The organism is Mesorhizobium sp. WSM4808 (assembly GCF_055811675.1).
The window spans coordinates 102,468-127,042 of record NZ_JBVVQX010000003.1 but is presented as its reverse complement, the minus strand read 5'-3'; the positions used below and the strand labels follow the sequence as shown (position 1 = coordinate 127,042).

The 24,575-nt window shown below is 63.6% G+C and carries 24 protein-coding genes and 1 pseudogene; 11 read left to right on the top strand and 14 right to left on the bottom strand.

Translation table 11 applies throughout. The features are described from left to right. Positions 1–56: 56 nt before the first annotated feature. Positions 57–1,796: a 2-isopropylmalate synthase gene (gene leuA / locus AC0L2U_RS05920; protein ID WP_128287680.1), complete on the bottom strand. Its 1,740-nt coding sequence runs from the start codon at positions 1,794–1,796 to the stop codon at positions 57–59. A 423-nt stretch (positions 1,797–2,219) separates the two neighbouring features. On the opposite strand from leuA, the gene AC0L2U_RS05915 reads away from it, so the two are divergent. Together AC0L2U_RS05915 and AC0L2U_RS05910 are read left to right on the top strand one after the other, a co-directional pair. Next, the gene (locus tag AC0L2U_RS05915; RefSeq protein WP_127271680.1) at positions 2,220–3,386 is read left to right on the top strand and encodes an ATP-grasp domain-containing protein; all 1,167 of its coding nucleotides are present in this window, start codon (positions 2,220–2,222) and stop codon (positions 3,384–3,386) included. 4 nt (positions 3,387–3,390) lie between these two features. Further along, positions 3,391–4,167, top strand: coding sequence for an esterase family protein (locus AC0L2U_RS05910; protein ID WP_128287681.1), 777 nt, complete (start codon positions 3,391–3,393; stop codon positions 4,165–4,167). 372 nt (positions 4,168–4,539) lie between these two features. Here AC0L2U_RS05910 and AC0L2U_RS05905 read toward each other — a convergent pair whose 3' ends face one another. Beyond that, complete coding sequence (locus tag AC0L2U_RS05905) at positions 4,540–6,075, bottom strand: MFS transporter (RefSeq protein ID WP_292134178.1); 1,536 nt, start codon at positions 6,073–6,075, stop codon at positions 4,540–4,542. A 147-nt stretch (positions 6,076–6,222) separates the two neighbouring features. On the opposite strand from AC0L2U_RS05905, the gene AC0L2U_RS05900 reads away from it, so the two are divergent. Continuing rightward, positions 6,223–7,116, top strand: a complete 894-nt coding sequence (locus tag AC0L2U_RS05900) for a LysR family transcriptional regulator (RefSeq protein ID WP_127269787.1) — start codon at positions 6,223–6,225, stop codon at positions 7,114–7,116. 129 nt (positions 7,117–7,245) lie between these two features. Next, entirely contained in the window at positions 7,246–8,325 is a 1,080-nt protein-coding gene (locus AC0L2U_RS05895) for a siderophore-interacting protein (protein ID WP_127809498.1), read from the top strand. Positions 8,326–8,332: 7 nt separating this feature from the next. Here the strand turns inward: AC0L2U_RS05895 and AC0L2U_RS05890 are convergent. From AC0L2U_RS05890 to AC0L2U_RS05870, 5 genes and pseudogenes are all read right to left on the bottom strand, one after another. Continuing rightward, a pseudogene (locus AC0L2U_RS05890) lies at positions 8,333–9,435 on the bottom strand (AbrB family transcriptional regulator). A gap of 91 nt (positions 9,436–9,526) precedes the next feature. Then, positions 9,527–9,772 carry a type II toxin-antitoxin system Phd/YefM family antitoxin gene (locus tag AC0L2U_RS05885; protein WP_127809500.1) on the bottom strand — a complete coding sequence of 82 codons (246 nt, stop codon included), beginning with the start codon at positions 9,770–9,772 and terminating at the stop codon, positions 9,527–9,529. Between the two features lie 28 nt (positions 9,773–9,800). Beyond that, on the bottom strand, positions 9,801–10,109 hold the full coding sequence (locus AC0L2U_RS05880) for a putative quinol monooxygenase (RefSeq protein ID WP_127320720.1): 309 nt from the start codon (positions 10,107–10,109) through the stop codon (positions 9,801–9,803). A 63-nt stretch (positions 10,110–10,172) separates the two neighbouring features. Continuing rightward, a complete protein-coding gene (locus tag AC0L2U_RS05875) occupies positions 10,173–10,952 on the bottom strand; it encodes an SDR family NAD(P)-dependent oxidoreductase (protein WP_127270549.1) in 780 nt (259 codons plus the stop codon). Positions 10,953–11,102: 150 nt separating this feature from the next. Then, positions 11,103–11,540 (bottom strand): DsrE family protein, encoded by a 438-nt coding sequence (locus tag AC0L2U_RS05870; protein WP_127809501.1) that lies wholly within the window; start codon positions 11,538–11,540, stop codon positions 11,103–11,105. Positions 11,541–11,642: 102 nt separating this feature from the next. Between AC0L2U_RS05870 and AC0L2U_RS05865 the strand changes: the two genes are divergently transcribed. The 3 genes from AC0L2U_RS05865 to AC0L2U_RS05855 all read left to right on the top strand — a co-directional run bounded on the left by AC0L2U_RS05865 (position 11,643) and on the right by AC0L2U_RS05855 (position 13,442). Further along, entirely contained in the window at positions 11,643–12,746 is a 1,104-nt protein-coding gene (locus AC0L2U_RS05865) for a hypothetical protein (RefSeq protein ID WP_127809502.1), read from the top strand. Positions 12,747–12,813: 67 nt separating this feature from the next. Next, positions 12,814–13,059 (top strand): antitoxin, encoded by a 246-nt coding sequence (locus AC0L2U_RS05860; RefSeq protein ID WP_023760667.1) that lies wholly within the window; start codon positions 12,814–12,816, stop codon positions 13,057–13,059. Beyond that, entirely contained in the window at positions 13,056–13,442 is a 387-nt protein-coding gene (locus AC0L2U_RS05855; protein ID WP_127809503.1) for a type II toxin-antitoxin system VapC family toxin, read from the top strand. The genes AC0L2U_RS05860 and AC0L2U_RS05855 overlap by 4 nt, the downstream gene beginning before the upstream one ends. A 6-nt stretch (positions 13,443–13,448) precedes the next feature. On the opposite strand, the gene AC0L2U_RS05850 is transcribed toward AC0L2U_RS05855, so the two are convergent. Together AC0L2U_RS05850 and AC0L2U_RS05845 are read right to left on the bottom strand one after the other, a co-directional pair. Continuing rightward, entirely contained in the window at positions 13,449–14,396 is a 948-nt protein-coding gene (locus AC0L2U_RS05850; RefSeq protein WP_023809882.1) for a cation diffusion facilitator family transporter, read from the bottom strand. 5 nt (positions 14,397–14,401) lie between these two features. Continuing rightward, entirely contained in the window at positions 14,402–16,591 is a 2,190-nt protein-coding gene (locus AC0L2U_RS05845; protein ID WP_473601555.1) for an anthranilate synthase, read from the bottom strand. A 39-nt stretch (positions 16,592–16,630) separates the two neighbouring features. Between AC0L2U_RS05845 and AC0L2U_RS05840 the strand changes: the two genes are divergently transcribed. Further along, entirely contained in the window at positions 16,631–16,807 is a 177-nt protein-coding gene (locus AC0L2U_RS05840; RefSeq protein ID WP_164767439.1) for a hypothetical protein, read from the top strand. Positions 16,808–16,910: 103 nt separating this feature from the next. After that, the gene (locus tag AC0L2U_RS05835; protein WP_127273278.1) at positions 16,911–17,681 is read left to right on the top strand and encodes an isocitrate lyase/PEP mutase family protein; all 771 of its coding nucleotides are present in this window, start codon (positions 16,911–16,913) and stop codon (positions 17,679–17,681) included. A gap of 1 nt (position 17,682) precedes the next feature. Here the strand turns inward: AC0L2U_RS05835 and AC0L2U_RS05830 are convergent, their stop codons facing one another. From AC0L2U_RS05830 to AC0L2U_RS05815, 4 genes are all read right to left on the bottom strand, one after another. Further along, a complete protein-coding gene (locus AC0L2U_RS05830; protein WP_473601554.1) occupies positions 17,683–18,738 on the bottom strand; it encodes a M14 family metallopeptidase in 1,056 nt (351 codons plus the stop codon). 86 nt (positions 18,739–18,824) lie between these two features. Then, positions 18,825–19,997 (bottom strand): MFS transporter, encoded by a 1,173-nt coding sequence (locus tag AC0L2U_RS05825; RefSeq protein WP_292134148.1) that lies wholly within the window; start codon positions 19,995–19,997, stop codon positions 18,825–18,827. 125 nt (positions 19,998–20,122) lie between these two features. Continuing rightward, complete coding sequence (locus AC0L2U_RS05820; RefSeq protein WP_292134146.1) at positions 20,123–21,499, bottom strand: FAD-containing oxidoreductase; 1,377 nt, start codon at positions 21,497–21,499, stop codon at positions 20,123–20,125. Continuing rightward, a complete protein-coding gene (locus tag AC0L2U_RS05815; RefSeq protein ID WP_023809876.1) occupies positions 21,496–21,957 on the bottom strand; it encodes a membrane protein in 462 nt (153 codons plus the stop codon). The genes AC0L2U_RS05820 and AC0L2U_RS05815 overlap by 4 nt, the downstream gene beginning before the upstream one ends. A 142-nt stretch (positions 21,958–22,099) precedes the next feature. Between AC0L2U_RS05815 and AC0L2U_RS05810 the strand changes: the two genes are divergently transcribed. Then, on the top strand, positions 22,100–22,657 hold the full coding sequence (locus AC0L2U_RS05810) for a sugar O-acetyltransferase (protein ID WP_127266541.1): 558 nt from the start codon (positions 22,100–22,102) through the stop codon (positions 22,655–22,657). 5 nt (positions 22,658–22,662) lie between these two features. Here the strand turns inward: AC0L2U_RS05810 and AC0L2U_RS05805 are convergent, their stop codons facing one another. Then, positions 22,663–23,658 carry a GlxA family transcriptional regulator gene (locus tag AC0L2U_RS05805; protein WP_292655556.1) on the bottom strand — a complete coding sequence of 332 codons (996 nt, stop codon included), beginning with the start codon at positions 23,656–23,658 and terminating at the stop codon, positions 22,663–22,665. A 127-nt stretch (positions 23,659–23,785) separates the two neighbouring features. On the opposite strand from AC0L2U_RS05805, the gene AC0L2U_RS05800 reads away from it, so the two are divergent. Then, positions 23,786–24,430, top strand: coding sequence for a cysteine hydrolase family protein (locus tag AC0L2U_RS05800; protein ID WP_127266543.1), 645 nt, complete (start codon positions 23,786–23,788; stop codon positions 24,428–24,430). The last annotated feature ends 145 nt before the right edge of the window (positions 24,431–24,575 follow it).

The window sequence follows — 24,575 nt, the reverse complement described above, 5'->3', positions numbered from 1 at the left end:
AAGATCGGAACCGATCACCAGGTTGGGTGGGTTCCGATCTTTGTTCCCGTCGGGCGTCAGCCGGCTTTTTTACCGACGATACGGTTCGCGGCAGACATCACCGCCTCCAGTGAGGCGGCGACGATGTTGGTGTTGATGCCGGCGCCGAACAGCTTGCCGCCGGGATATTCCATCTCGACATACGAAATGGCCGACGCGTTCGAGCCGCGCTGCATCGAGTGCTCGGAATAGTCGAGCACCGACATCTCGACGCCGACATGGCGCGACAGCGCATTGACGAACCCATCGATCGGGCCGGTACCCGTGCCTGTAATCGTCACTTCCTTGCCGCCGTCGAGGATGACCGCCTCGACGACGCGCCGGCCCTTGATCTCGGTGCTGGGATAGGTGTGGTGATCGAGGAATTTCAGCCGCGCGCCGGGCTGGTCGACATAGGTCTCGATAAAGCGCTCGTAGATGCGCCTGGCCGGCACTTCCTTGCCCTCGGCATCGGTGATCGCCTGGATTTCCTGGCTGAACTCGATCTGCAGATTGCGCGGCAGGTTGAGGCCGTAATCGGCCTGCAGCACATAGGCGATGCCGCCCTTGCCGGACTGCGAATTGATGCGGATGATGGCTTCGTAGCTGCGTCCGACATCGGCCGGGTCGATCGGCAGATAGGGCACTTCCCACAGGCTCGTATTGGCCTTCTTCAGCGCCTTCATGCCCTTGTTGATGGCATCCTGGTGCGAACCGGAAAAGGCGGTGTAGACGAGTTCGCCGACATAGGGATGGCGCTCGGGGATCTTCAACTGGTTCGAATATTCGTAGACGTCCTTCATCCGGTTGATGTCGGAGCAATCGATCAAGGGATCGACACCTTGCGTGTACATGTTCAGCGCCAGCGTGACGATGTCGACATTGCCGGTGCGCTCGCCATTGCCGAACAGCGTGCCTTCGACGCGGTCGGCGCCGGCCATCAGGCCGAGCTCGGTGGTGGCTATGCCGGTGCCGCGGTCATTGTGCGGATGCAGCGAGACCAGCAGGTTTTCCCGGTTGTCGAGGTTGCGGCACATCCACTCGATGCGATCGGCATAGATGTTGGGTGTCGACATCTCGACCGTCGAGGGCAGGTTGACGATCAGCTTGTTGTCCGCCGTCGGCCTGACGATCTCGGTGACGGCGTTGCAGATCTCCAGCGCCACTTCGAGTTCGGTGCCGGTAAAGCTTTCCGGCGAATACTCGAAACGAAAGCCTCCGCCGGCCTTGGCCGCCATATCGGTGATCATCTTGGCGGCGTCGGTGGCGATGCGCTTGATGCCGCCGACGTCCTTTTCGAAGACGACGCGACGCTGCAGCTCGCTGGTCGAATTGTAGAAATGGACGATCGGGTTGGTGGCGCCCTTCAGCGCCTCGAAGGTGCGGGTGATCAGCTCCGGCCGGCACTGCACCAGCACCTGCAGCGAGACATCGGCTGGCACGTTGCCTTCCTCGATGCACCAGCGGGCAAAGTCGAAATCGGTCTGCGATGCCGACGGGAAGCCGATCTCGATCTCCTTGAAGCCCATGTCGAGCAGCAGGCCGAACATGCGTGCCTTGCGCTCATGGCCCATCGGATCGATCAGCGCCTGGTTGCCGTCGCGCAGGTCGACCGAGCACCAGATCGGCGCCTTGTCGATCACCTTCGAAGGCCAGGTCCGGTCGGTGAGGCCGACGGTCGGATAGGGCTGATATTTGCGAGCCGCGTCGGGCATCCCTTTGGCCGAATCCGTGTCTGCTACCGCGGCATCGGAGCGGATTTCTTCTCGTGCGTTCATCGTCGTTTCTCCCGGCGGCTCATGGATCCACCTTCGGTGGATTGATGGCGAGCGGCGCCTTTACCAGAATTTCGTTCGCTTGATGTGATTGCCAAGGAGCATGCGCTTGCGCGGCGGTTCGACCGCCGGGCGCTCCTTCAGCGAACCCGGCGATCGCCGATAAGGCCGAGAAGAAGCAGGGTCGAAGCCAGCGCGCGCACGGTCTCGCCGGAAAAACCGGTCGGACGGGAAGCGTTGGTGGCGCGCGTGTTCATGGCGGTTCTCTTACAGGAGCGGCTTGTGAGAGGCAAGTGGGGGCCGCGTGGCGGGCCGTGATCTGTCGGATGTTGTCCCGAACATGCGCGCTCTTCCCCACGCGCGGCAAATGCGCCAGACTCGGGCATCGACAGGGTTTCGATGCCCCTGTCGCGGGAGGGGTCGTCCATGAATTTCGTGTTCTTCTCGCCGCATTTTCCCGCCAACGGCGCGGATTTCTGCGACCGTTTGAAGAAGGCCGGGGCCAGGGTGCTCGGTATCGGCGACGCGCCCTATGACGCGCTCGACGCCAAGCTGAAAGCAGCCCTTTCGGAATATTACCGCGTCGCCAACATGGAAGACTACGATCCGGTGTTTCGGGCGATGGGGCATTTCGTCCACAAATGGGGCCGTATCGACCGTTTTGAATCGCTCAACGAACATTGGCTTGAGCTGGAAGCCAACATACGCACCGACTTCAACATTTACGGCACCAAGCTCGATTTCGTGAAGAACCTGAAGCGCAAGAGCCGCATGCGTGCCTTCTTCCGCAAGAGCGGCGTCGACACCATCGCGCAGCGCAAATGCTCCGACCGTGCCGGGGCCATGACTTTCATCCGGCGCGTCGGCTACCCCGTCGTGGTCAAGCCCGACAGCGGTTCCGGCGCATCGAACACCTTCAAGATCTCCAACGCCAAAGAGCTCGACCAGTTCTTCCGGGACAAGCCCGAGGACGTGACCTTCGTCATGGAGCAGTTCATCGAGGGGCTGGTGGTGACCTTCGACGGGCTGGTCAACCGCGACGGCGAGGTGGTGCTGGCGGCCAGCCACCGCTACGACCAGAGCGTCATGGAGGTGGTCAACAAGGACCGCCATATGAGCTACACCTGCTTTCCCAGGATCAGCCCGGCGGTCGAGGAGGCCGGCCGCAAGATCCTGAAAGCATTCGACGTGCGCGAACGCTTCTTCCACATCGAGCTGTTCGAGACCAAGGACGACCGGGTCATCGCGCTGGAGGTCAACATGCGCCCGCCCGGCGCCTGGATGACCGATGCGATCAACTACACGTTCGACATCGACGTCTACGCGGCATGGGCCGACATGGTGGTCAGGGATGCCGCCGGCGGCCCTTACGAGGGGAAGTATTTCACCGCCTATGCCAGCCGCAAGCGACGCCTCCACTATTTGCACAGCCATGAGGACGTGCTAGCCGCGCAGCGTGACAAGATCGTCCACCATCAGGCCATCGAAGAGGTTTTCAGCCGCGCCATGGGAAATTACGCCTACCAGATGCGCTCGAAGGACGAAGCAGCGTTGCGTGCAGCGGTCGCGTACATCCACGCGGAAAAGGCGTGAGGCGATGGACATTTCCTATCACAAGAATTTCTCGAGCCAGCTCGGCCGCGACATGGAATACAAGCGCTACGGCCATGCCGGCCGGCCGGTGGTGGTGTTCCCGACCTCGCAGGGCCGGTTCTACCAGTTCGAGGATTCCGGCGGGATGGGCGCACTGGCCGAATTCATCGACACCGGCCGCATCCAGCTGTTCACGGTCGACGGCGTCGATTCTGAATCCTTCTTCGACAAGCATGCCGACGCCGCCCACCGCATCGCCCGCCACGAGGCCTATTTCCGCTATGTGCGCGAGGAGGCGCTGCCGGACTTCCTGTCCACAGCCGAGCAGGCCAATGGCGGGCGCAAGCTGAAGCCGCTGTTCTCGGGCTGTTCGATGGGCGGCTATCACTCGTCGAACTTCGTCTTCCGCTTTCCTGAACTCGCCAGCGGCGTCATTGCCCTGTCGGGCGTCTATTCGGCGCGCGACTTCTTCGGCAAAGCGCTCGAGGGCGACATTTTCTACAACTCGCCGCTCGACTATCTGCCCGGCATCGTCGATCCTAAACTGCTGGCCCGGTTGAAGACGCTCAGGCTGATCTTCTGCTGCGGCCAGGGCGCCTGGGAAGAGCGGATGCTGGTCGAGACGCGCAAGTTGGAACAGATCCTGCGCGACAAATCCATTCCCGCCTGGGTCGATTACTGGGGCGGCGATGTCAGCCACGACTGGCCATGGTGGCACAAGCAACTGGTCTATTTCTTCGGCCGTTGGCTGGATGAGGACCTGATGCACAGGCTGGATTGAGGTGCATTGATATTCAGGTGAGGCTGGCCTGCAAATGACGGCTTCCTGCGCTTCCGGTGCTCACGTACTTAAGTACGCTCCGCTCCGGTTCTCGGAAGCCACCATTTTCGACTCAGCCTGACCTGAATCTCAACGCACCTCGGGCACGGACGAATGATCTCTCCCGACCCGATCCGCCGTTTCGTCGAGGCCCCAATGCCGGCGACACGGAAGCCTCTCTCGTCGCGTTTACCGCCGACGCATCCCTGAGCGACTGGGACGGTCTTTCCGGGCGCGAGCAGATCGCGCTGGAACCAGTCGAACAATATCGGCGTTGGCATCGTCCGTATCACACTGGACGGCGATCGTATTTCGAGTTTGGTGATCGCCTGACTACCCTTCCTGGCCTGCCGGCAGAGCGGCGGTCTCGTCTTCCGACGCCGATCCGCGACGCAGGCCAAGGAAGACGACGATGGCGGTCATGACGGTGATTGCCGCCAGCACGATCAGCAACCTGTCGAACGCCGCCTCGTAGGCCTGGACCAGAACAATGGCTCCAGCCTGGGGCGGATGTTGTGCTGCTTCGCCGAGATTGCCGGTCACCAGCAGTTGGGCTGCCGCTGCTGCCTGCGTCGAAGATGCCGTTCCCTGTGCGGCGAGATGCGCGGCGGTAAAGCCGGAAAGGGTCGCCATGACGATCGCCAGCGCCACGCCCTCGCAAGCGACGCGGGTGGTGTTGAAGATGCCGACCGCCATGCCGGCGCGCTCTCTCGGCACGACACTGACGGCGAGCCCGTCCATCAATCCCCAAGGCAAAGCGATGCCGACGCCGATCAGCATCAGCGGCGCCACCAGCGCCCTATCGACCGGTGGTGTCAGGCTTAGCCAGACAAGCCCGGCGGCAGCGACGAGCAGGCCGACGCCGCAGATCGTGGCCGGCGCGATCCAGCGCGCCAGCTGTCCGGCGAGCATCGGCAGGATCAGCAGCGGGCCTGATAGGCAGATCATCAATTGCCCGGCCTTGATCTCGCTCATACCCTCGATGCCGATGAAGCGGATCGGCAACAGGACGAGCAGGACGACGAAGGCGTAAGCGGGTGCCGCAGCCAGAAACTGGACGCCGACGAAGCGAGGATAGGCAAACAGCGTGAGATCGAGCATCGGCCGTTGTGCTCGCCGCTCGACAACGACGAAGGCGACAAAACAGATGGCAGAAGCGGCCAGAAGGGAGACGACAAGGGGATCGGCCCAGCCGCTCTGCGGGGCCTGGAGCACGCCATAGGTCAGCGACGCCAGCGCGATCGTGAAGGTGCCGGCTCCCGCCCAATCTAGGCCCGTCGCATCCGGGTCGCGCGATTCCCTGATGGTGCGCAGGCCGAGCATGGCGGCGGCAATCGCGAGTGCTGCAACCAGAAGAAAGATCGACCGCCAGCCGAATGCAGAGATGAGCAGGCCCGACGCGATTGGGCCGAAGGCGAGGCCGACGCCGAAACTGGTGCCGAGGAAGCTGAAGGCGCGCAGCCGCAACGGCCCTTCGAATTCCTGGGCAAGTGCCGAGGCGCCGCCAGCGAAGGCGGCCGCACTGCCGATACCCTGCGCGGCGCGGAAAATGTCGAACCAGATGATGTCCGGCGCCAGCATCGCGCCCAGCGACGCCAGGACATAGAGGGAGAGGCCGACGAGGAAGAGGCGCTTGCGCCCATGATTGTCGGCCAGAGCGCCCGACGCCATCAGGGTGGCGCCGAAGGTCAGCATGAAGGCGTTTGTCACCCAGTTGAGCTCGATCGGACTGCCGCCGAGATCGGCCGCGATGCGCGACAGAGCGACGGCCGGACCGGTGAAGGTCAAGGGCATCGTCATCGCGGCAAGGCACACGGACAAGAGCACGAGCCATCTCTCGGCAGAGCCGGTTGTGGTCCTGGAAGTCATGGATTTCCCTATCTGAAACAGTACTCGCCGGTGGCCCGCGCCATTGCGGAGCCGGTCGTGATGACAAGATAGGTCGTCGGCATTTCAGGAAAAATGGTGTTATATCTCCTGGCATATCGGACTGAAACGCTCGAATGGAATGACGCAATGGATCGTCTCAACGGGCTCCTGGCCTTCGCCCGCACCGCCGAATTCGGCAGTTTCGTCGCCGCCGGGCGGGCGCTTGGCATCTCGGCTTCCGCTGTCGGCAAAAGTGTCGCCCGGCTCGAGCAGGAACTCGGCGTGCGGCTCCTGCAGCGCAGCACGCGGCGCATTGGGCTGACGGAAGAGGGCAAGCTGTTCAACGAGCGGGTGCGCCGCATCCTCGACGACATCGACGATGCCGAGGCGATGCTGTCGCAGACACGGGAAACACCGCGTGGGCGGCTGCGCATATCCACCCCGATCGTCACCTATCATCTGCTGCTGCCGGTGCTGTCGGAGTTCATGGCACGCTATCCCGAGATCGAGCTCGACATCGATTTCAACGACCGGATCGTCGACGTCATCGACGAGGGTATCGATGTCGCGATCCGCAGCGGCGAACTGCCGGATTCGCGCCTTGTGTCGAGACCCGTTGCGCCCTTTCGCATGCTGCTGTGCGCGGCGCCCTCCTACCTGGACCGCCATGGCGCCCCCAGCGTGCCGGCTGATCTCATCAGACATTTCGGCATAAACTTCCGCTTCCTGAACAGCGGCAGGCTGCTGGAGTGGCCGTTCACTACCGGAAGCGCCGAACCGCAGATCCGCTCGATGCTGACCTGCAACAACATGGAAGCCTTGAAGGGCGCCACGCTCGCCGGCCTCGGCATAGCTTGCATGCCGGATTTCCTGGTGCGCGAGGCGCTGCACGAAGACAGGCTGCGTACCGTCCTCGATGGTCATGTCGACGGCCGTGGCCAGTTCCGGATGCTGTGGCCCTCCAATCGCCATCTGTCGCCGAAGGTGCGCGTTTTCGTTGATTTCCTTCCCGAGCGACTTGCTGCGACAAGCGGCTCGTAGCCAACTCATCGAATAAATATGAATATTATTGTCATGTTTCTGTGGAAACATCGGAGCGGCTGTGGCATGCCGCTGACGGTGAGGGTGCCGCGCGGCGCCTTGCCCGAACCGTTTCGAAGGACTTGAGCGATGGACCAACTTAGCGCGCAAACCCGGATCAGCGACGCGGCGATCAGATCGGTGATGGACCGGCTGCGCGCAGAGCACAGCGAATTCGAGATTGACACTGGCGTTGCCGACCAGTGGGAGCTCCGCCTCTACTACGGCTCGTTGAGCGCTACGCTCGATGATGAAAGCGTGCTGATCCGCGTCGCGGCGACAGACGAAACCTGCCTGTCCTACATGAAGATGACGGTCGCCGGCCATGTCGCCGAACATCTCGGCACGACCAAGGGCATCCATTGGCAAGGCGACGGCAGCGACGCCGGTACTCCGGTCTTCTTCCGCGAGATCATGGTGATGTCGTCGACGCGGATATCGGCGCATATGCAGCGCCTGCGCTTCGCCGGCAAGGATCTCGGCCGATTTAGCCATGGCGGCCTGCACATGCGGCTGCTGCTGCCGCCGCCTGGCCGCCGGCTGGTTTGGCCGACGATGGGCGCTGACGGCTTGATCGTCTGGCCTTCTGGCGACGATGCGCTTGCCGTGCGGGTCTACACGATCCGGGCGCTGGATGCCGCAAGCGGTTGGCTCGATGTCGATTTCGTGTTGCACCCCGGCCAGAACACGCCCGCCGCCACATTCGCGCAAAACGCACGGGCGGGAGACGTCATCGGCATGATCGGACCCGGCGGCGGCGACGCCCCGGTGGCGCAGACCTTGCTTCTGCTCGGCGACGACACCGCGCTGCCCGCCATCGGCAGGATTTTGGAGCATCTGCCGCCATCAACACGTGCCGAGGCGCTGATCGAGGTCGATAGCCCGGATGACCGAATGGCGCTGGCGCAAGGGGACAATATCGACATCACCTGGCTTTACCGGCGCGGCCTCGATGCCGGCACCGCGGGCCTATTGTCGACCGCCTTGCGTGAGCGCAATCACATGGCGCTTGCCGACGGCCTGTACGTCTGGGCAAGTTGCGAATTCGGCGATTTCCGGGAGATACGCAAGATCGTGCGCAAGCAGTGGGGCCTGCCGCGCGACCGGCACCTGGTTACGGCCTACTGGCGTCGGGATGCGCATAGCGTGGGCGAGGGCGGCGAGGACTAGTCGCTGCTTATTGCCTGACGCTTCTGGCCACCAGCCGAGCGACGCTCGGGCCGACCAGCAGCACGATCAGGAAGCGTGCCGATTGCAGGGCCATGACGAAGGAGATGTCGACGTTCTGCGCGGCGGCGGCGATGATGGCGATGCTGTCCATGCCGCCGGGGCTGGTCGCCAGATAGGCGGTCAGCGGATCGATGCCCAGGAGATGGCTGATCAGGAAGGCAAGGCCGCCGCAAAAGGCGATCAGCGCCACGATCGAGGCGATGATCTGCGGCAATGCGCGCGTTGCATGGCGCAGGATCGCCCTTGTGAAGTTCAGGCCGATCGACCAGCCGACCATGGCGTAGCTGACGGCCAGCAGCCATTGCGGCAATTGCATCTCCACGCCCAAGCCAAGATGGACGACGGTGCCGAAGATAAAGGTGCCGAGGAAGAAGGGCGAGGGCAGCCGGAAAATCTTTCCCGACAGGCCGCCAACCAGCGCGATGCCGATGGTGGCGGCGAAGGCCTGGCGGTCGATCGGCGGAAACCAGACGATGGGCGGGATTTCGACGCCCGAGGTGTCGACCCACATCTTGGCAACGAGTGCTGCGGTCATCGAGACGAAGATGACGCGCAGATATTGCATGAAAGCGACGAGACGCTGGTCGGCACCGAAGGCACCGGCCATCAGCACCATGGCGGTGGCCGCACCCGGCGACGAGCCCCAGACGGCGGTGGTGCCGGGCAGGATGCGCCAGCGGCTGATCAGCCAGCCGAGCAGACTGGAGGCAGTGACGTCGCCACCACGACGCCGAAAAACAGCAGCCATTCCTGGTAGAAGACCGGAAAGATGTCGGCCGAGATCGAGCTGGCGACGAGGCAGCCGACGATCGCCTGGGCGGCGCCGAACAGAAGACGCGGCACACGCACCGTGGCGCCATTGGTGCCGGCGACGATGGCCGCCAGCATCGGTCCGATCAGCAGCGCCGCCGGCAGGGTGGCGAGTTCCAGCGCGCCGGCAAACAGCAGGGAAACAACCAGCAGGGCAAGCCACTGCCAGAGCTTGCGCATCCGCGCCATGCGCTCGAGTGTGGGCAGGTCCGGGGATGGCTGCTCGGCCGCGGAATCCATGTTTCGGTCTTAGACCCGCAGGGCGAAAAATGCGAACCGCGATTCACAGAAAAATGATTGTTTCACCCGTCCAAGTGTCGAGTAACAGGTTTCATAAGCCGGCGTCGAACCGTTGCTCGATCTCATTGCGACCCATGCGGTCGAAATCGTCGGGGACAGAAAACTGGCCCTCCATAAAACCGACCCGTCGCGCCTGCAGCGCCGGCTGTTCGATCGGCACGATTCTGGCCAACGGCTTGCCGGATTTGGCAATAACAAACGACTCGCCTTGGGCTGCACGTCTCACAAGGCGCGACAGATGGGCTTTCGCATCGCGAATGTTTACTGTCTGCGTCAAAGGTTGCTCCTCAAAGTTGGCATCGAACTCACCCCGTCTTGCCGTCAGCCAGCCCGAAGCCGGCGACGGGGTGGGTCTCGACCTGGAATTCGAAGCCGGCGATGAACGGCCGCGCCTTGGCGATCGCCGCCTGGACTTCGGGAAGCTGCAGCGAGGCCTTGTGGCTTTCGGCGTCGGTCCACACTTCGGTGACCCAGATCGCGTCGGCATCGGCGGGGTCGCGCGCGATGATATAGCTCAGGCAGCCCGGCAGGGCGCCTGTACTGTCGCGCAGAAGGTCCATGACCGCGTCACGCTGGCCGCGCGCCGCCCGCATCTTGCCGATCAGTCCGTACATTCCGTTGTCTCCCTTTGAGGTTTTCGACAAGAACATGCAGACCGCCAGTATGCCGGTAGCCGTTCAAGGCATCAACTGGCCGCCATTCACCTCGATCACCTGGCCGGTGATGTAGCCGCTGAGAAGGTCCGAAGAGAGGAACAGATAGGCGCCGACGCAATCCTGCGCCGTGCCGGCGCGTCCCTGCGGAATGGTGGCGACCATGCCCTTCATCTGCTCGTCGGTCGAATAGCGCTCGTGGAACGGGGTGAGAATGGTTCCGGGCGCTACCGCGTTGACGCGGATGCCGAAGCCGATCAGTTCCTTGGCCATGCCGCGCGTCACATTGGAGACGAAGGCCTTGGCCGAGCCGTAAAGCCCGGCGCCGCCGCCGGCGCCGTTGCGCGCGGCGATCGAGGAGGTGTTGACGATGAAGCCGCCCTGTTTCTTCAGCCACGGGATCGCCTTGCGCGAAGCAGTCAGCACCGAGCGCGCATTGAGGTCCATCACAGCGTCGTAATGCGCCTCGGTCTGCTCGGCATAAGGGATGCGGCCAAGCATGCCGCCGGCATTGTTGACCAGCCCGTCGAGGCGGCCGAAATATTGCGCGCTGTCTTCGACGACGCGCTCGACATCGGCGGCAACGGAAAAATCGCCCTGAACGAGAAACACCTCGCCGCCCTTGTCGGCAATCGTCAGGCCGAGCTTCTCGGCGGCGTCTTGACTCGAATTGTAGTGCAGCGCCACCTTGCATTTCTGCGCTGCATAGGCCAGCGCGAGCGCCGCTCCGATGCCGGTCGACGCACCGGTGACCAGCACTGCCTTGCCGGCAAGATCGGGTATGCTGAGTGTGGTGGCTGGCACGGTTCTTCCTCCGGGAGGTCTGCCTGTCCTTCGTAGGCCCTTGCCACCCCGGTGTTCAAGCCTTTGAGCAATTCAAGGAAACGTGTGGAGCGGTTTCCCGGCAAAGCGAGTAGCGCTTTCCCTCGGGGAATTTGCGCCAAACAAACCGCTCTACGGATGCAGATAGGCGTAACCCTGGCCTTGCAGTTCGGCGAGTTTGACGACGCCGCCCTTGTCGGCGGCATGAAACCCGGCGAGCAGGTCGGGGAGCGAAATATCCATGCCTTGCATGGTGTTGGCGCAGGCTTGGGGTTCCAGCCCCTGCCGCACCAGGCCGGCGAAGCGCCCGGAAATCGCGGCCGATATGCCTTTCGACTTGAAGGCCGCGAGCGCGGGACCATGCACGACCAGCACGATGTCGACATTGCCGCCGGTGCCCTCATAGTGGTTCTTGATGTTGCCGAGCACGAAATTGACCTTGTCGGTGTCGCTCAAGTGGTAGGCGACTTTTTGCCTTGCGGGCTCGGTGGCGGCTGCCTGTGCTGCCCGCAAACCGAGAAGCGTTCCGGTTCCGGCAAGAACCGCGCGGAACATATCGCGCCGACGCATGGAATCCTCCTCCGCTTGGCGGCCCGCCGCGAATTGCGTGGCTGCGGCCGCAATACTAGCATAAATTGACGTTGCGTCCTGTCGATGCGGAGGAGAGATCACATGGCGTTCAGGGCAGGGGAATGGAAGACAGTCGCCGGCGCCGGGTTTGGCGCGGCGCTGCTTGGCTTGCTTGCCGGATCGGCCTCCGCCGACGATGCGCTGAAGCTCACCGAACTCAGTCCGAACGGCGCTGATGCCTGTTTCGGCCGCGTCTATGATGCGGGGCATCTCAAGGCGCACCCGAAGCAGAAGGTGACGCGGATCTTCTTCTACTACGGCCATGATCCGGTCAGCCGGCCGAACGAGGAACCGACCGTGAATTCCGACACGTCCTACAATGCCTTCATCGCCACCACCGTGCGCGGCGCCAAGTCGCCGGAATGGGCCGGCGGCTGGTGCAATCATGCGTCCGAGGACGGCAAGACAGGCCCGGTTCATTGCGGCATGGAATGCGACCGGACGCTTGCGTCGCTGAAGGTCGACGACAAGGGCCGGCTGTTCCTCTCGGATCTGCAGCCCGACATCTATCTCGATGCCGGTTCGGAAGAAGAACTTGGCGCTGCGGAATATAGCAGGCAGGCACTCGGCAAGGATGACGACAATTTTCGCCTCGACCCGATCCCAGCGGCGACCTGCAAGGCGGAGTTCGCGCGCATCGATCCGGTCGACCCGGCGCTAGGCCCGCCGCTGCGCGAGCGGCTGAAGCCGGACCAGGCCTTCTGCTATGGGCGCGACTACGATGCAGCGCATCTCGCCTCGCACCCCGATCAACTCACCCGGTCGATCCGGGTTTTCCGCGGCAAGGTAGAGCTGGCGTCCTTCGCCCCGGGTGGCGACGCCGCCAACTGGCCAGACGGCGCCGACATTGCCGTTACCGTCACCACACGGCAGGGATCGGCTGAGGTGACGCAGACCTATTCCTGCCAGGGCGAAGCCGACCAGTGGCGCTGCGCGGCCAGTTCGAAGATGAGCGATTTTTCCTGCGACATCGCGCAGAAGGAGATTTTCCTCAAGCGTGGCCTCAATGGCACGATAATGCTGGCAAATCCCAACAGTGCACTCGCGATCGTCGACCTGTGTTCGAAGGCCGCCGATGGCAAGACGAAATCCGACGACAAGGTCTACCGGCTGCAGCCGATGCCGCAATCGGCCTGCTCGCCCTGAGCTCGGACTTGTCTATGTCGCCATGAAGGGATTATATCTTTGCTATATCTCATTTGAGGATAGCATGATGGACAAGGCGAAAGTGTTCTGGTCGGGCCGGTCACAAGCTGTGCGTCTGCCCAAGGAGTTCCGTTTCGAAACAGATGAGGTTTCGATCCGCCGTCACGGGCAAACCGTCATTCTGGAACCGCTTGCGCAGGACTGGGCGTGGCTAGACCAAGTGATCGGACCGCTTGATAACGATTTCGCCGAGGCGGCGCTCGAACGTCAAGACGGGCAGGATCGACCTGCCTTGGATGACGTTTTCAAGTGATCTACCTGCTCGACACCAATGCCGTCATCGCGGTCATCAAGGGCGACGCGGGTCTGTTGGCGTTGCTGAAACGGCACAGGCCGCAGGACTTTGCCCTCTCTGCGATCGTCGCGCACGAACTGTACTATGGTGCTGAAAAGAGCCAGCGAAGAGCTGAAAATTTGGCGCGCATCGAAGCTCTGCAGTTCCCGGTGCTCGAATTCGACCGAGAAGACGCAAGACATGCTGGGGAGATTCGGGCAACGCTTGCGACGTTGGGAACTCCGATCGGTCCCTACGATGCGTTGATCGGTGGGCAAGCGCGCGCTCGGAACCTTACGCTGATGACCCGTAATGTCCGGGAATTCGAGCGGATAAAAGATCTCTCAATCGAGACCTGGTGAACCGCCTCAGGCGAACGGCACGGCCGTCGTGCCCTTCGGCAGCTTGGCCTCGTCGTCGGGCTCGACATGGATGGTGACGCGCACCGAGGGGATTTCGGCTTTCAGCGCGTCCTCGATGCGGTCGCAGATGACATGGCTGGCGCCGACCGACATGTCTGCGTCGACGACCAGATGAAACTCGATGAAGGTGGCGCGGCCGGCGATGCGCGTCTTGAGGTCGTGCACCTCGAGCGCGCCCTTGCAATTGGCCGAGATGACGTCACGGATGCGCATGTGTTCCTGGGTGTCGACGGCGCGGTCCATCAGGCCGTTCATCGACGAGCCTATGACATGCCAGCCCTGCCACAGGATGTTCAAAGCCACGAGGACGGCAAGTGCGGGGTCAAGGATCTGCCAACCGGTCAGGATCGCTCCGACCAGGCCGCCGAAGACGCCGATCGAGGTGACCACGTCGGTCATGATGTGGTTGCCGTCGGCGACCAGTGCCGGTGATTTCTCCGCCCTGCCGGCGCGGATCAACGTCCAGGCCCAGAAGGCGTTGATGACCGTAGCGACGCCGTTGACGGCAAGACCTTCCCAGGGCTGTTCGAGCGGTGCCGGGGTCTGCCAGTGGCGCCAGACCTCGTTGAGGATCAAAAGGGCGGCGAGCACGATCAGCACGCCTTCCAGCACCGCCGAGAAATACTCGGCCTTGTGATGGCCGAAAGGGTGGTCCTGGTCGGCCGGCTTGTGGCTGACCTGGATCGCCCAGAAGGCTGCAACCGAGGCAATGACGTTGACGATCGATTCCAAGGCGTCCGAGTAGAGCGCCACCGAGCCGGTGACGTACCAGGCGGCAGCCTTCAGCGCGAGCACGACAAAAGCGACGATAATCGACCAGAAGGCGAGATTGGCGATTTTGCGCTTCGCGGCCGCCTTGGCCGCGATCGCCATCGTGTTCTCGGCTTCAGCCATGATCGTCAGGCGGCCTTTTCCTTGGCCTTGCGGGGCAAGTGGGCGACGATGTTCTCGATGATGCGCATGCCGGCATTGTGGCCGAGCGTCATGATCGATTCCGGGTGGAACTGTACCGCGGCGATAGGCTCCTTGCGGTGTTCGAAGGCCATGATTATGCCGTCCTCGGTCTCGGCTGTGACGATGAAATCGTCGGGCAGGCGCACCGGATCGGCAAAGATCGAGTGGTAGCGGCCGACGGTCACTTCCTTGGGCAGGCCCGAGAAGATGATGCCGGGCTTGGAGACCCGGATGCGCGACGGCTTGCCGTGCATCGGTATGTGCAGCTGCCGCAGTTCGCCGCCATAGGCCTCCGCCAATGCCTGCAGGCCAAGGCAGACGCCGAAGATCGGCAGTTCGCGGGCGCGCGCCTTCTTGATGGTTGCGGCGCAATCGAAGTCCTTCGGCGTGCCGGGGCCGGGCGACAGCACGACGAGATCGGGTTTCAGCCGGTCGAAGACTTCCTCAGGCACCGGCGAGCGAACGGTCGAGACGTTGGCGCCGGTCTGGCGGAAATAATTGGCCAGCGTGTGGACGAAACTATCCTCGTGGTCGACCAGCAGGATGTTGACGCCGTCGCCGACGCGCGCGGTCGTGCGCTCGGTGCTGGCGGAATTGCCTGTCTTGGCGTCGCGGATGGCGGAGAGCATGGCGGATGCCTTCAGTTCGGTTTCGGCTTCTTCTTCCTCGGGAATGCTGTCGAACAGCAATGTGGCGCCGGCCCGCACTTCGGCAATGCCGTCCTTGATACGGATGGTGCGGAGCGTCAGGCCGGTGTTCATGTCACCGTTGAAATTCACCATGCCGATCGCACCGCCATACCAGGCGCGCGGGCTCTTCTCGTTCTGTTCGATGAAGCGCATGGCCCACAGTTTCGGCGCGCCGGTGACGGTGACCGCCCAGGCATGCGACAGGAAGGCATCGAAGGCATCCATGCCTTCGCGCAGCCGGCCTTCGATGTGGTCGACCGTGTGGATCAGGCGCGAATACATTTCGATCTGCCGACGGCCGATGACGCGCACCGAACCCGGCTCGCAGACCCGCGACTTGTCGTTGCGGTCGACGTCCGAGCACATGGTCAGCTCGGATTCGTCCTTCTTGGAGTTGAGCAGTTTCAGGATCTGCTCGGAGTCCGAAATGGCATCGTCGCCGCGCTTGATGGTGCCCGAGATCGGGCAGGTCTCGACGCGGCGGCCGTTGACGCGAACGAACATTTCGGGCGAGGCGCCGATCAGGTATTCGCCTTCGCCCAGATTGATGAAGAAGGAATAGGGCGAGGGGTTGATTGCCTTCAGCTTGCGCGAAATCTCGGATGGCTGCGTTTCGCAGCGCTCGTAGAACATTTGGCCGGGCACGACCTCGAACAGGTCGCCGCGCTTGAACGAATCCATCGCCTTGCGGACCAGATTGGCGTATTCGCCCGGTTCATGGTCGCCGCGCGGCGGGATGCGGTCGGGGCTCTTGAACGGCTCGGCGATTTCGTCGCGCGGCAGCCCTTCGGTCGAAAAACCTTCACCGGCATAGTCGTAGCGGTCAGTCCAGGCCTTGGCCGAATAATGGTCGACGACCAGGATCTCGTCGGGCAGGAAAAGCACCAGGTCGCGCTGGCTTGGCTTGCGCTCGAGCTTGTAGTCGACCGGGTCGAACTGGAAGGCGAGGTCGTAGCCGAAAGCGCCGTAAAGACCGAGATTGGCGTCTTCCTCGGTCCTGAACAGAGCGGTGATGGCGCGCAGCACCGTGAAGACTGAAGGGACGCGGCTGCGCTCCTCCTCGGTGAAGACACGGCCGGGCCTGGCGACATCGAGGCGGATGAGTGTCTTCGACGTCTCGGCGATGGTGACATCCGCCTGGCTGGCGAGCGCCTTGCCGATGACCGGCAGCAGCGCCTCGCCACGGCGGTTCAGCGCCTCGATGCGCATGGCACGGCCGCGCGCCGAGACGACCAGTGGCGGATCGATGATGGCGGTGTCCCAGCGCGTGTAGCGGCCGGGATATTCATAGTTCGAGGAAAATACAGCGCCGCGGCGCGAATTCAGGCCGTCAACGTAAGCGTCGATCGCGCCCGCATAGGGCCGGTCGTGGCGCGCGCGCGTGATGGTGATGCCACCCGCGGTCACGAAACTTTCCGCGCCGTTTTCCAGAAGCTTTATCGTCATTGCCGTCTCCATCAGCGTCTTGGGGCAACGGACCCGGGAATGGCTTGGAAAAAACAAATGGCCGCCCGGACTTTCCGCTGCGGCCACCCTCTCTTTTCACGCGCACGTGTTCGAACAGGCCGCTGTCAGCAGGCCCACCACCAAATGGTCTTGATCGAACGCATGTTCATGGCGAAAATCCATAGCCGCGAAAAACCGGATGCGCAACTGATTTGAAAAGCCTGTCCGGTGGCCGCCGCTTCAGCGTCTCATGGCACATCGCCAGGGCGGACAGTGCCGCTTAGACTGTTCCTCTAACAGCAGGAGACGGGAAAACACCATGACCGAGCAGATCGAGCGTGCGCGGACGTTCCATTCCCTCCACGTCAAGGGAAACCCGATCGTTCTCTACAACGTCTGGGATCCGGGTTCGGCCAAGATCGTCGAGAAAGCGGGCGCCAAGGCGATCGCCACCGGAAGCTGGCCGGTGGCTGCCGCGTTCGGCTATGCCGATGGCGAGAAAATCCCGCTGGAGCTGGCGCTCGACAACATCAAGCGCATCGTCACTGCCGTCGACCTGCCGGTGACCATGGACCTCGAGGGCGGCTACGGCGTCGATCCGGAGATTGTGGCTCGCACGGTGACGTTGGCGCTACGGGCCGGCGCTATCGGTTTCAATTTCGAAGACCAGGTTGTCGGCGGCACCGGCCTGCACGACATTTCTGTTCAGGTAAAACGCATCGAAGCTGCGGCAGCGGCCGTCAAGGCCTCCGGCATACCGGCGTTCATCAACGCCCGAACCGACATCTTCCTCAAGGCGAAACCGGATGCGCATGACGACGTCCTGCTCGACCAGGCCATCGAGCGCGCGCAGGCCTTCGAAAAAGCCGGCGCACACGGCTTCTTTGCGCCGGGTCTTGGCGATGAGGACCTGATCGAGACGCTTTGCAAGGCAATCGCGTTGCCGGTCAACATCATTGCGCTGGGGCACGTGCCGCCGCGCCAGCGGCTGGCCGAACTCGGCGTCGCCCGCATCAGCCACGGCCCGGTGCCTTACCGGCAGATGGCGGAATGGCTGGAGGCGAAGGCGCGACTAGCTATTTCGGGTTAAGTCAGTCCTCCAGCGTTCCCGACCGGGCGTCGGTGCTCTTCCTGTCGCCGACCAGCTTCAGAAGATCCTCGCCGGCGCGGATGATGCGGCGCGAGCGGCGGGTCAGGATGATGCCGTCCTGCGGCGCGAACACCTCGGTGCGGCCGTCGGCTTCACCCGGTGCATGGACGATGGTGGCGAGGCGCGCGCCCGTGGCGACGCGGTCGCCGGGTTTCACGTCGTAGAGCACGGCACCGGCCCGTGGCGCCGGCATCATGTCGATGTTTTCCAATGGCGCCACGAAGCCGGTGAAAGGACCCGGCGCGGGCAGGGTGCTATCGGCGATCACGCCGCGCGCCACCAACAGCCGGTAGAGGCCGTCGGCGTCGGCGGCGGCCAGGGCACCGTCGACATCGAGGATGCCGCGATATTCGACGGTGGTGGCGACGCGGCGGTCGAGCTTGGCCACATCGGCGGGGACGTTCTGGTAGGGCATGATCGAGGCGCCCTCGAAGGTGCCGTCGGTGTCCTCGCTCCACAGCACGACCGCGTCGACGCCCATGGCGGCGGCGCAATCGGCCATGGCAGGCCACAGGCTGGTGTGGACGTAGAGGTAGGCGAGGCCCTCGTCATCGCAGTGCAGGTCGAGCACGATGTCATGGCCGAGCGAGAGCTGCACCAGCCGCGTCTTCAGCCGCTGGTCGACGCTGCCAAGGGTGGTGTCGGGCAAGAGCGCTGTGTCGGGCGCGGCGAGCAGCGGAAAGCCGCGGTTGAAATTGGTGCGCGTGCCCAGATGGAAGCGGCCCTGATGCTCGCCGAAATGATATTGCGCCCGGCCGATCGGATTGGCCCAGGGCACGACGGTGAGATTGCCCTTGATGCGGCCTTCGGCCTCCGCTTTGGCAAGCATCGGCATCAGCGCGTCGATGGCGACGACGCCCGGCAACTCGCCGGCATGGAGTGCCGCCTGCAGGTATGCCGAAGGAGCAGCCTTGTCGGAACCAGTGAAGCGGAACAGCGGGAATCCGTAGGAAACCCCTTCGCTTTCGCCGGCGATGCGCTCGATCGATTTCTGCATGACTTCCTCCATCAAGAGCGAGAGACATGCGATTTGAAGGCGCCGATGTCGATTGGTCCAGCCCGCCGCGCTATGGGCGCAAGAGGCTATTCAGCCGGAAGCGGGATGACCGGCGCGCGCCGGTCCAGCGCCTGCGACAGCACGGCGACGGTGACCGCCAACAAAGCGAGTGCTGCGCCGACCAGCGGCAAATTGGCATAGGAAACACCGGCGGAAAGGGCAACGCCGCCGATCCAGGCGCCGCTGGCATTGCCGACATTGAAGGCGCCCTGGTTCAGCGTGGCGGCGAGGTTCGGTCCCTCGGAGGCCGCCTCGACGACCCGGATCTGCAGCGGCGGCACGACGACGAAGATGAGCAGGCCCCACAGGAAGACGATGCCGACGGCAACGCTGGCGATTGCGCCGAACTGCCTGAAGCCAACGAAAAGCAGGGCCATCAGCAGCAGCGTGCCGATCACTGTCGGCATCAGTTTCCAGTCGGCCAGTCTGCCGCCGATAATGTTGCCGATGGTCATGCCCGCGCCGAACAGCAGCAGAACCCACGTGACTGCCGAGGTCGACAAGCCCGATACCTCGGTGAGGTAGGGTTTGATGTAGGTGAAGACGGTGAACAGGCTTGCGGAGGTCAGCGCCGCGATCAGCATGGCCAGCCAGACCTGCAGCTTGCCCAGCACGCGCAGCTCGCCGCGCAGGCCGCCACCGCTTGGCTGGGCGACATCGGACGGCACCAGCCAGGCGATCGCTGCCACCGAGATCAGGCCGATACCGACCACGGCAACGAAGGTGGAGCGCCAGCCGAACGCTTCGCCAAGTGCGGTTCCGGCGGGAACACCCAGGATGTTGGACAGCGTCAGCCCGGCGAACATCAGCGCGATGGCGCTGGCGCGTTTGTTGCGCGGCACCAGGCTGGCGGCAACGACCGAGCCGATGCCGAAGAAGGCGCCATGGCCGAAAGCGGTGAAAACGCGCGCGGCCATCAGCGTCCAGTAGTTGGGCGAGATGGCGCAAAACAGATTGCCGATGACGAACAGCACGGCTAGCCCGACCAGCACAGGCTTACGCGGCAAATGCGCGGTGGCCATCGCGACGATCGGGGCGCCGAAGACGACACCCAGCGCATATCCGGTAACCAGCAGGCCGGCAGAAGGGATCGATACGCCGAGGTCGGCTGCGACCTCGGGCAGCAGGCCCATGATCACGAATTCGGTGGTGCCGATGCAGAAGGACGCAATGGCAAGCGCAAGGATCGGCGAGGGCATGGGGCGTCCAGACTGAATCGGTTCAAATCGAGACTGCGCGAAGGACGCCATCGTGCGCAAGCTGCATTGCTGCATCGCAGCGATGCAGAAAAGGAAGAGCTTTGAAATGGGTCGCTAACAGGCTGTCAAACCAGCGGCTTCAATTCCTGGGCAATGGTTGGCAACAGCTCCGAGACATTCGGGTGGATGTGCACGGCACGCGCCAGCGTGTCGACGGGCGCCTTGGCGTACATCAGGTCGAGTACGCAATGGATAACCTCGTCGCCGCCGGGGCCGAGCACCGAGCAGCCGAGGATCTGCCTGGTGTCGGCGTCGACCAGGATCTTCATGAAGCCCTGCGTCTCGCCCTTTTCGATAGCGCGGCCGACGCGGGTCATCGGCCGCTGGCCGACCAGCGCGCGACGGCCGGATTTCTTCACCGCGGCCTCGGTCATGCCGCAGCGGCCGAGCGGTGGGTCGATGTAGAGCGCATAGGCTTCGATGCGATCACTGACCTTGCGCGGATCGTTGTCCAGCAGGTTGGCGGCGACGATCTCGTAGTCGTTGTAGGAGGTGTGGGTGAAGGCGCCCCTGCCGTTGCAGTCGCCCATCGCCCAGATGCCGGGCACGCTGCTGCGCAACTGGTCGTCTACAGAGACGAAGCCGCGCTTGTCGACCTCCACGCCAGCCCTCTCCAGGCCGAGGTCATCGGTGTTGGGCGTCCGCCCCAGAGCCAGCAGCACGTGCGAGCCGACCGCCGGCGGTTTGCCGGCGGAGAAGGTCACGGCAATGTCCTGGCCCTGTCTGGCGAAAGCGATGTCGTCGGCGCCGACATGGACCGTGATGCCCTCGTTTTCGAGGATCGACAGGATGGCGGCGGAGACATCCTCGTCCTCGCGGCCGGTCAGGCGTGGGCTCTTCTCGATGACGGTGACTTCGCTACCGAAGCGGCGGAACATCTGTGCGAATTCGAGCGAGATGTAGCTGCCGCCGACGACGATGAGATGGCGCGGCAGCACGTCGAGATCCATCATCGAGGAATTGGTCAGATAGTCGATGTCGTGGATGCCGGGAAGGTCTGGGACCGAGGCTCGGCCGCCGGTGTTGAGGAAGATCTTTTCGGCGGTCAGCAGATCGTCGCCGACGCGCACCGTGTTGGCGGATTCGAAACGCGCATGGCCGCGATAGAGGGTGCATTTGTCCATGCCGGCAATCCAGGTCTCGAGATTGGTGCGGGCGTCGATCGTCACCTTGTCCTTGCGCGCCTTGATCCTGGCATAGTCGACCCCGACGGGGCCACTGAGCGTCACGCCATAGTCGGCGGCGCGGCGCGCCAGATGCGCGGCATAGGCACTGGCGACCATGGTCTTGGTCGGCATGCAGCCGGTGTTGACGCAAGTGCCGCCGACCAGCTTGCGCTCGATCAGCGCCACGCTCATGCCGGCGGCCGTCAGCCGGCCGGCCAGCGGAGGGCCAGCCTGTCCGGCACCGATGATGATGGCGTCGAAAGCTTTCGTCGTCATGCCACCGCCGCTACGATCAGCAGGCCGCCGATGATCGCCACCGCGTCCTCGATGAAGGCGGCGGGCGGATCCTTGCCGAAGGCGGCTGCGAGCCGGCCGCGAGCTTCAGCGCCGCCCAGCGTGCCGATGACAGCGCCGATGGCGCCGGCAATCAAGCCGCCGATGGTGGCGCCGCCTGTCGCGCCGATCACCGCGCCGGTGAAGGCGCCCATGACGATGCGGGCGCCGAATTGCTGCGGCACTTTACGGCTCGGCGTCGACGGCAACTGGTCGGTGACCAGTTCGACGATGGCCAGGATGGTGAAGATGCCGACAGCCGCCCAGTGACTCATGAAGCTCGCCCAGGTGCCGGCAACCGGCAGCCAGCCGAGATAAGCGCCCCAGGCAACGGCAGCCGGCGCCGTCATGGCGCGAAGACCGGCAATGACGCCGATCAGAAGTGCGAGAATGTAGAGCATGGTCGATCCCCCTCGATCACCCGGGCCAGGACGGCCTTGAGACGCAGGCTACCATAGGTCCAATATTTGACCAGTACTTGCATCGGCGCTTTTCTGTTGGCCGCACTTGTGCTTTTGAAGGACGTGAACTGGAGACCGCGTCATGGCCGAAAGCGAGCGCGTGAAGATGGCGGCCGGCGAATGGTACACCTGCCTCGATGATGAGCTGGAGTCCTTGCGTGTGGTAGCGCGTGACGCGGTGTTCGAGCACAATTGCCTGCCGCCGCGGCAGCGCGGCAATCTCGGGTCGGGCTTGAAAGCTTTACTCGGCAACGCCGGCGAGGGTGCCCGCATCGAGGCGCCGTTTCACTGCGCCTATGGTTTCAACATCTTTCTCGGCGACGGCGTCTTCCTCAATGCCGGCTGCACCATCCTCGACACGGCGAGTGTGCGCATCGGCAAGGGAACGCTGCTCGGTCCCAATGTGCAGATTTATTGCGCCGAGCATCACAAGGAGGTCGCTGGGCGGCAAGCTGGACTGGAGATCGCCAAGCCGGTCGAGATCGGCGCCAATGCGTGGATCGGCGGCTCAGCCGTCATCCTTGGCGGCGTCAGCATCGGTGAAGGTGCCATCGTCGGCGCCGGCGCGGTGGTGACGCGCGACGTGGCTGCGAACACCACGGTGGTCGGCAATCCGGCACATCAGGTCAAGCGGGACTGAATAGATCAGGACGACAGAACGTACGTCATGCGCTCGCCCTGGTCGGTCCTTCTGGAGAATTCGCGCCGATATTGCGCCGGCGATGTCCTCAGCCTTGCGGCGAAATGCTGGCGCAGCGAGGTGGCGCTGCCGAAGCCGGCTTCGAAGGCGACCATGTCCATCGACTTTTTGGTCGCCTCCAGCAACCGTTGCGCCAGTTCTATCCGTTGGCTGGTCAGCCAATCGCCGAAACTGGTGCCGATCGATTTTTGGAAGCGGCGGGTAAAGGTGCGCCGGGTCAGGCCGGCGGCCTCGGCGACGCTATCCAGGCTATGCGTCTCTCCGAGCGCCGCGCGAACCGCGTCGAGGGCCTGGGTGAACCGGTCGGCGTCCGCGCTTCTTTCCACCGGATGCTCGATGAATTGCGCCTGGCCGCCCTGCCGATGCGGAGAAAGGACGATCTGGCGGGCGAGCCGCAGTGCCGCTTCCGCGCCGTAGCGGGCGCGCACGATGTGGAGACAGCAGTCCAGACCGGCGGCGACGCCGGCCGAGGTCACGATGTCACCATTGTCGACATAGAGCACCGAGGCATCGACGGCGACGTCGGGGTGGAGTTTCTGCAACTGTTCGGAATAGGCCCAGTGCGTCGCGGCACGACGGCCCGAAAGCAGCCCGGCCGCGGCAATGGCGAAGGTTCCAAGGCACAGGCCGACGATCAAGGCGCCGCGTTGGTGCGCCCGGCGCAACGCCTCCATCAGCGGCGGCGATGCCGGTTCGCCGAGATGATGCCAGCTTGGAATGATGACGATATCGGCGCCGTCGAGCCCTTCGAGCCCATGCGGCGCGGCAATTGTCAGTCCGGCCTCGGTGTGGATCGGGCCGGGCTTGACCGCGCAGATGCGGAAGTCGAAGCGCGGCAGGCCCAGCGCCGTCCTGTCCTCTGCGAAGACCAGGCACGGTACGGAAAGATGGAACGGGCTGATGCCGTCGAAGGCGAGTACGGCAATGATCGGGTCGGTCATGGGTGCTTCCGGCAGTTGAATGCGGATTGTCCCAATTCTTTCGAATGATGTCAATCGGGCCACTTTCGACTGTCGCGGAGTCCGCCTATTTTCGGTCCATCACATTCAAGCCGGAAAGGAAAACACCATGTCTGACCCAGCCAACACCACGCCACGCCGGGCGCTGATCGTCGTCGATGTGCAGAACGATTATGATGGCGGCAGTCTTGCCATCCAGCATCCGCCGTTCCGCGACAGCGTCGTCCATGTGGCGCGGGCGATGGATGCAGCGACTGCTGCCGGCATCAAGGTGGTGGTCGTCAAGCAGATGGCGCCCGAGACATCGCCGATCTTCGCCGGGGGAAGCCATGGCGGCGAACTGCATCCCGAAATCGCCAGGCGTGGGCGCGACCATTATGTCGAAAAGAACCTGCCCTCCGCCTTCACCGGCACCGACCTCGAGGACTGGCTGCGCGCCAACGCCATCGATACGATCACGGTGGTCGGCTACATGACGCACAATTGCGACCTGTCGACCATCATCCACGCCGTGCATATGGGCTTTGCCGTCGAGTTCCTGTCGGATGCGACCGGATCGGTGCCTTACGCCAACAGCGCCGGCTACGCCTCGGCCGAGGAGATCCACCGCGTGGTCACGATCATCCTGCAGTCGCGCTTTGCCGCCGTGCTCAAGACCGCCGAATGGGTCGAGTGCCTGAAGACCGGCGCGCTGCCGGAACGCGACACCATCTTCGGCTCCAACCAGCGGGCGCTGTCACGCAGCGCCGCGTAGGGACTATCTGAAAACAGAAAGGGGGGCCCCGCGCGGGGGGGGCCCGTGTGGTTGGATTTTAAAGTTTTTTTAAACGGCGGGGGGGAGGGGCCCAGGGGGGGTGGTTGTTTTTTTATAGGGCCGGGCCCCCCGGGGGGGGGGGGGG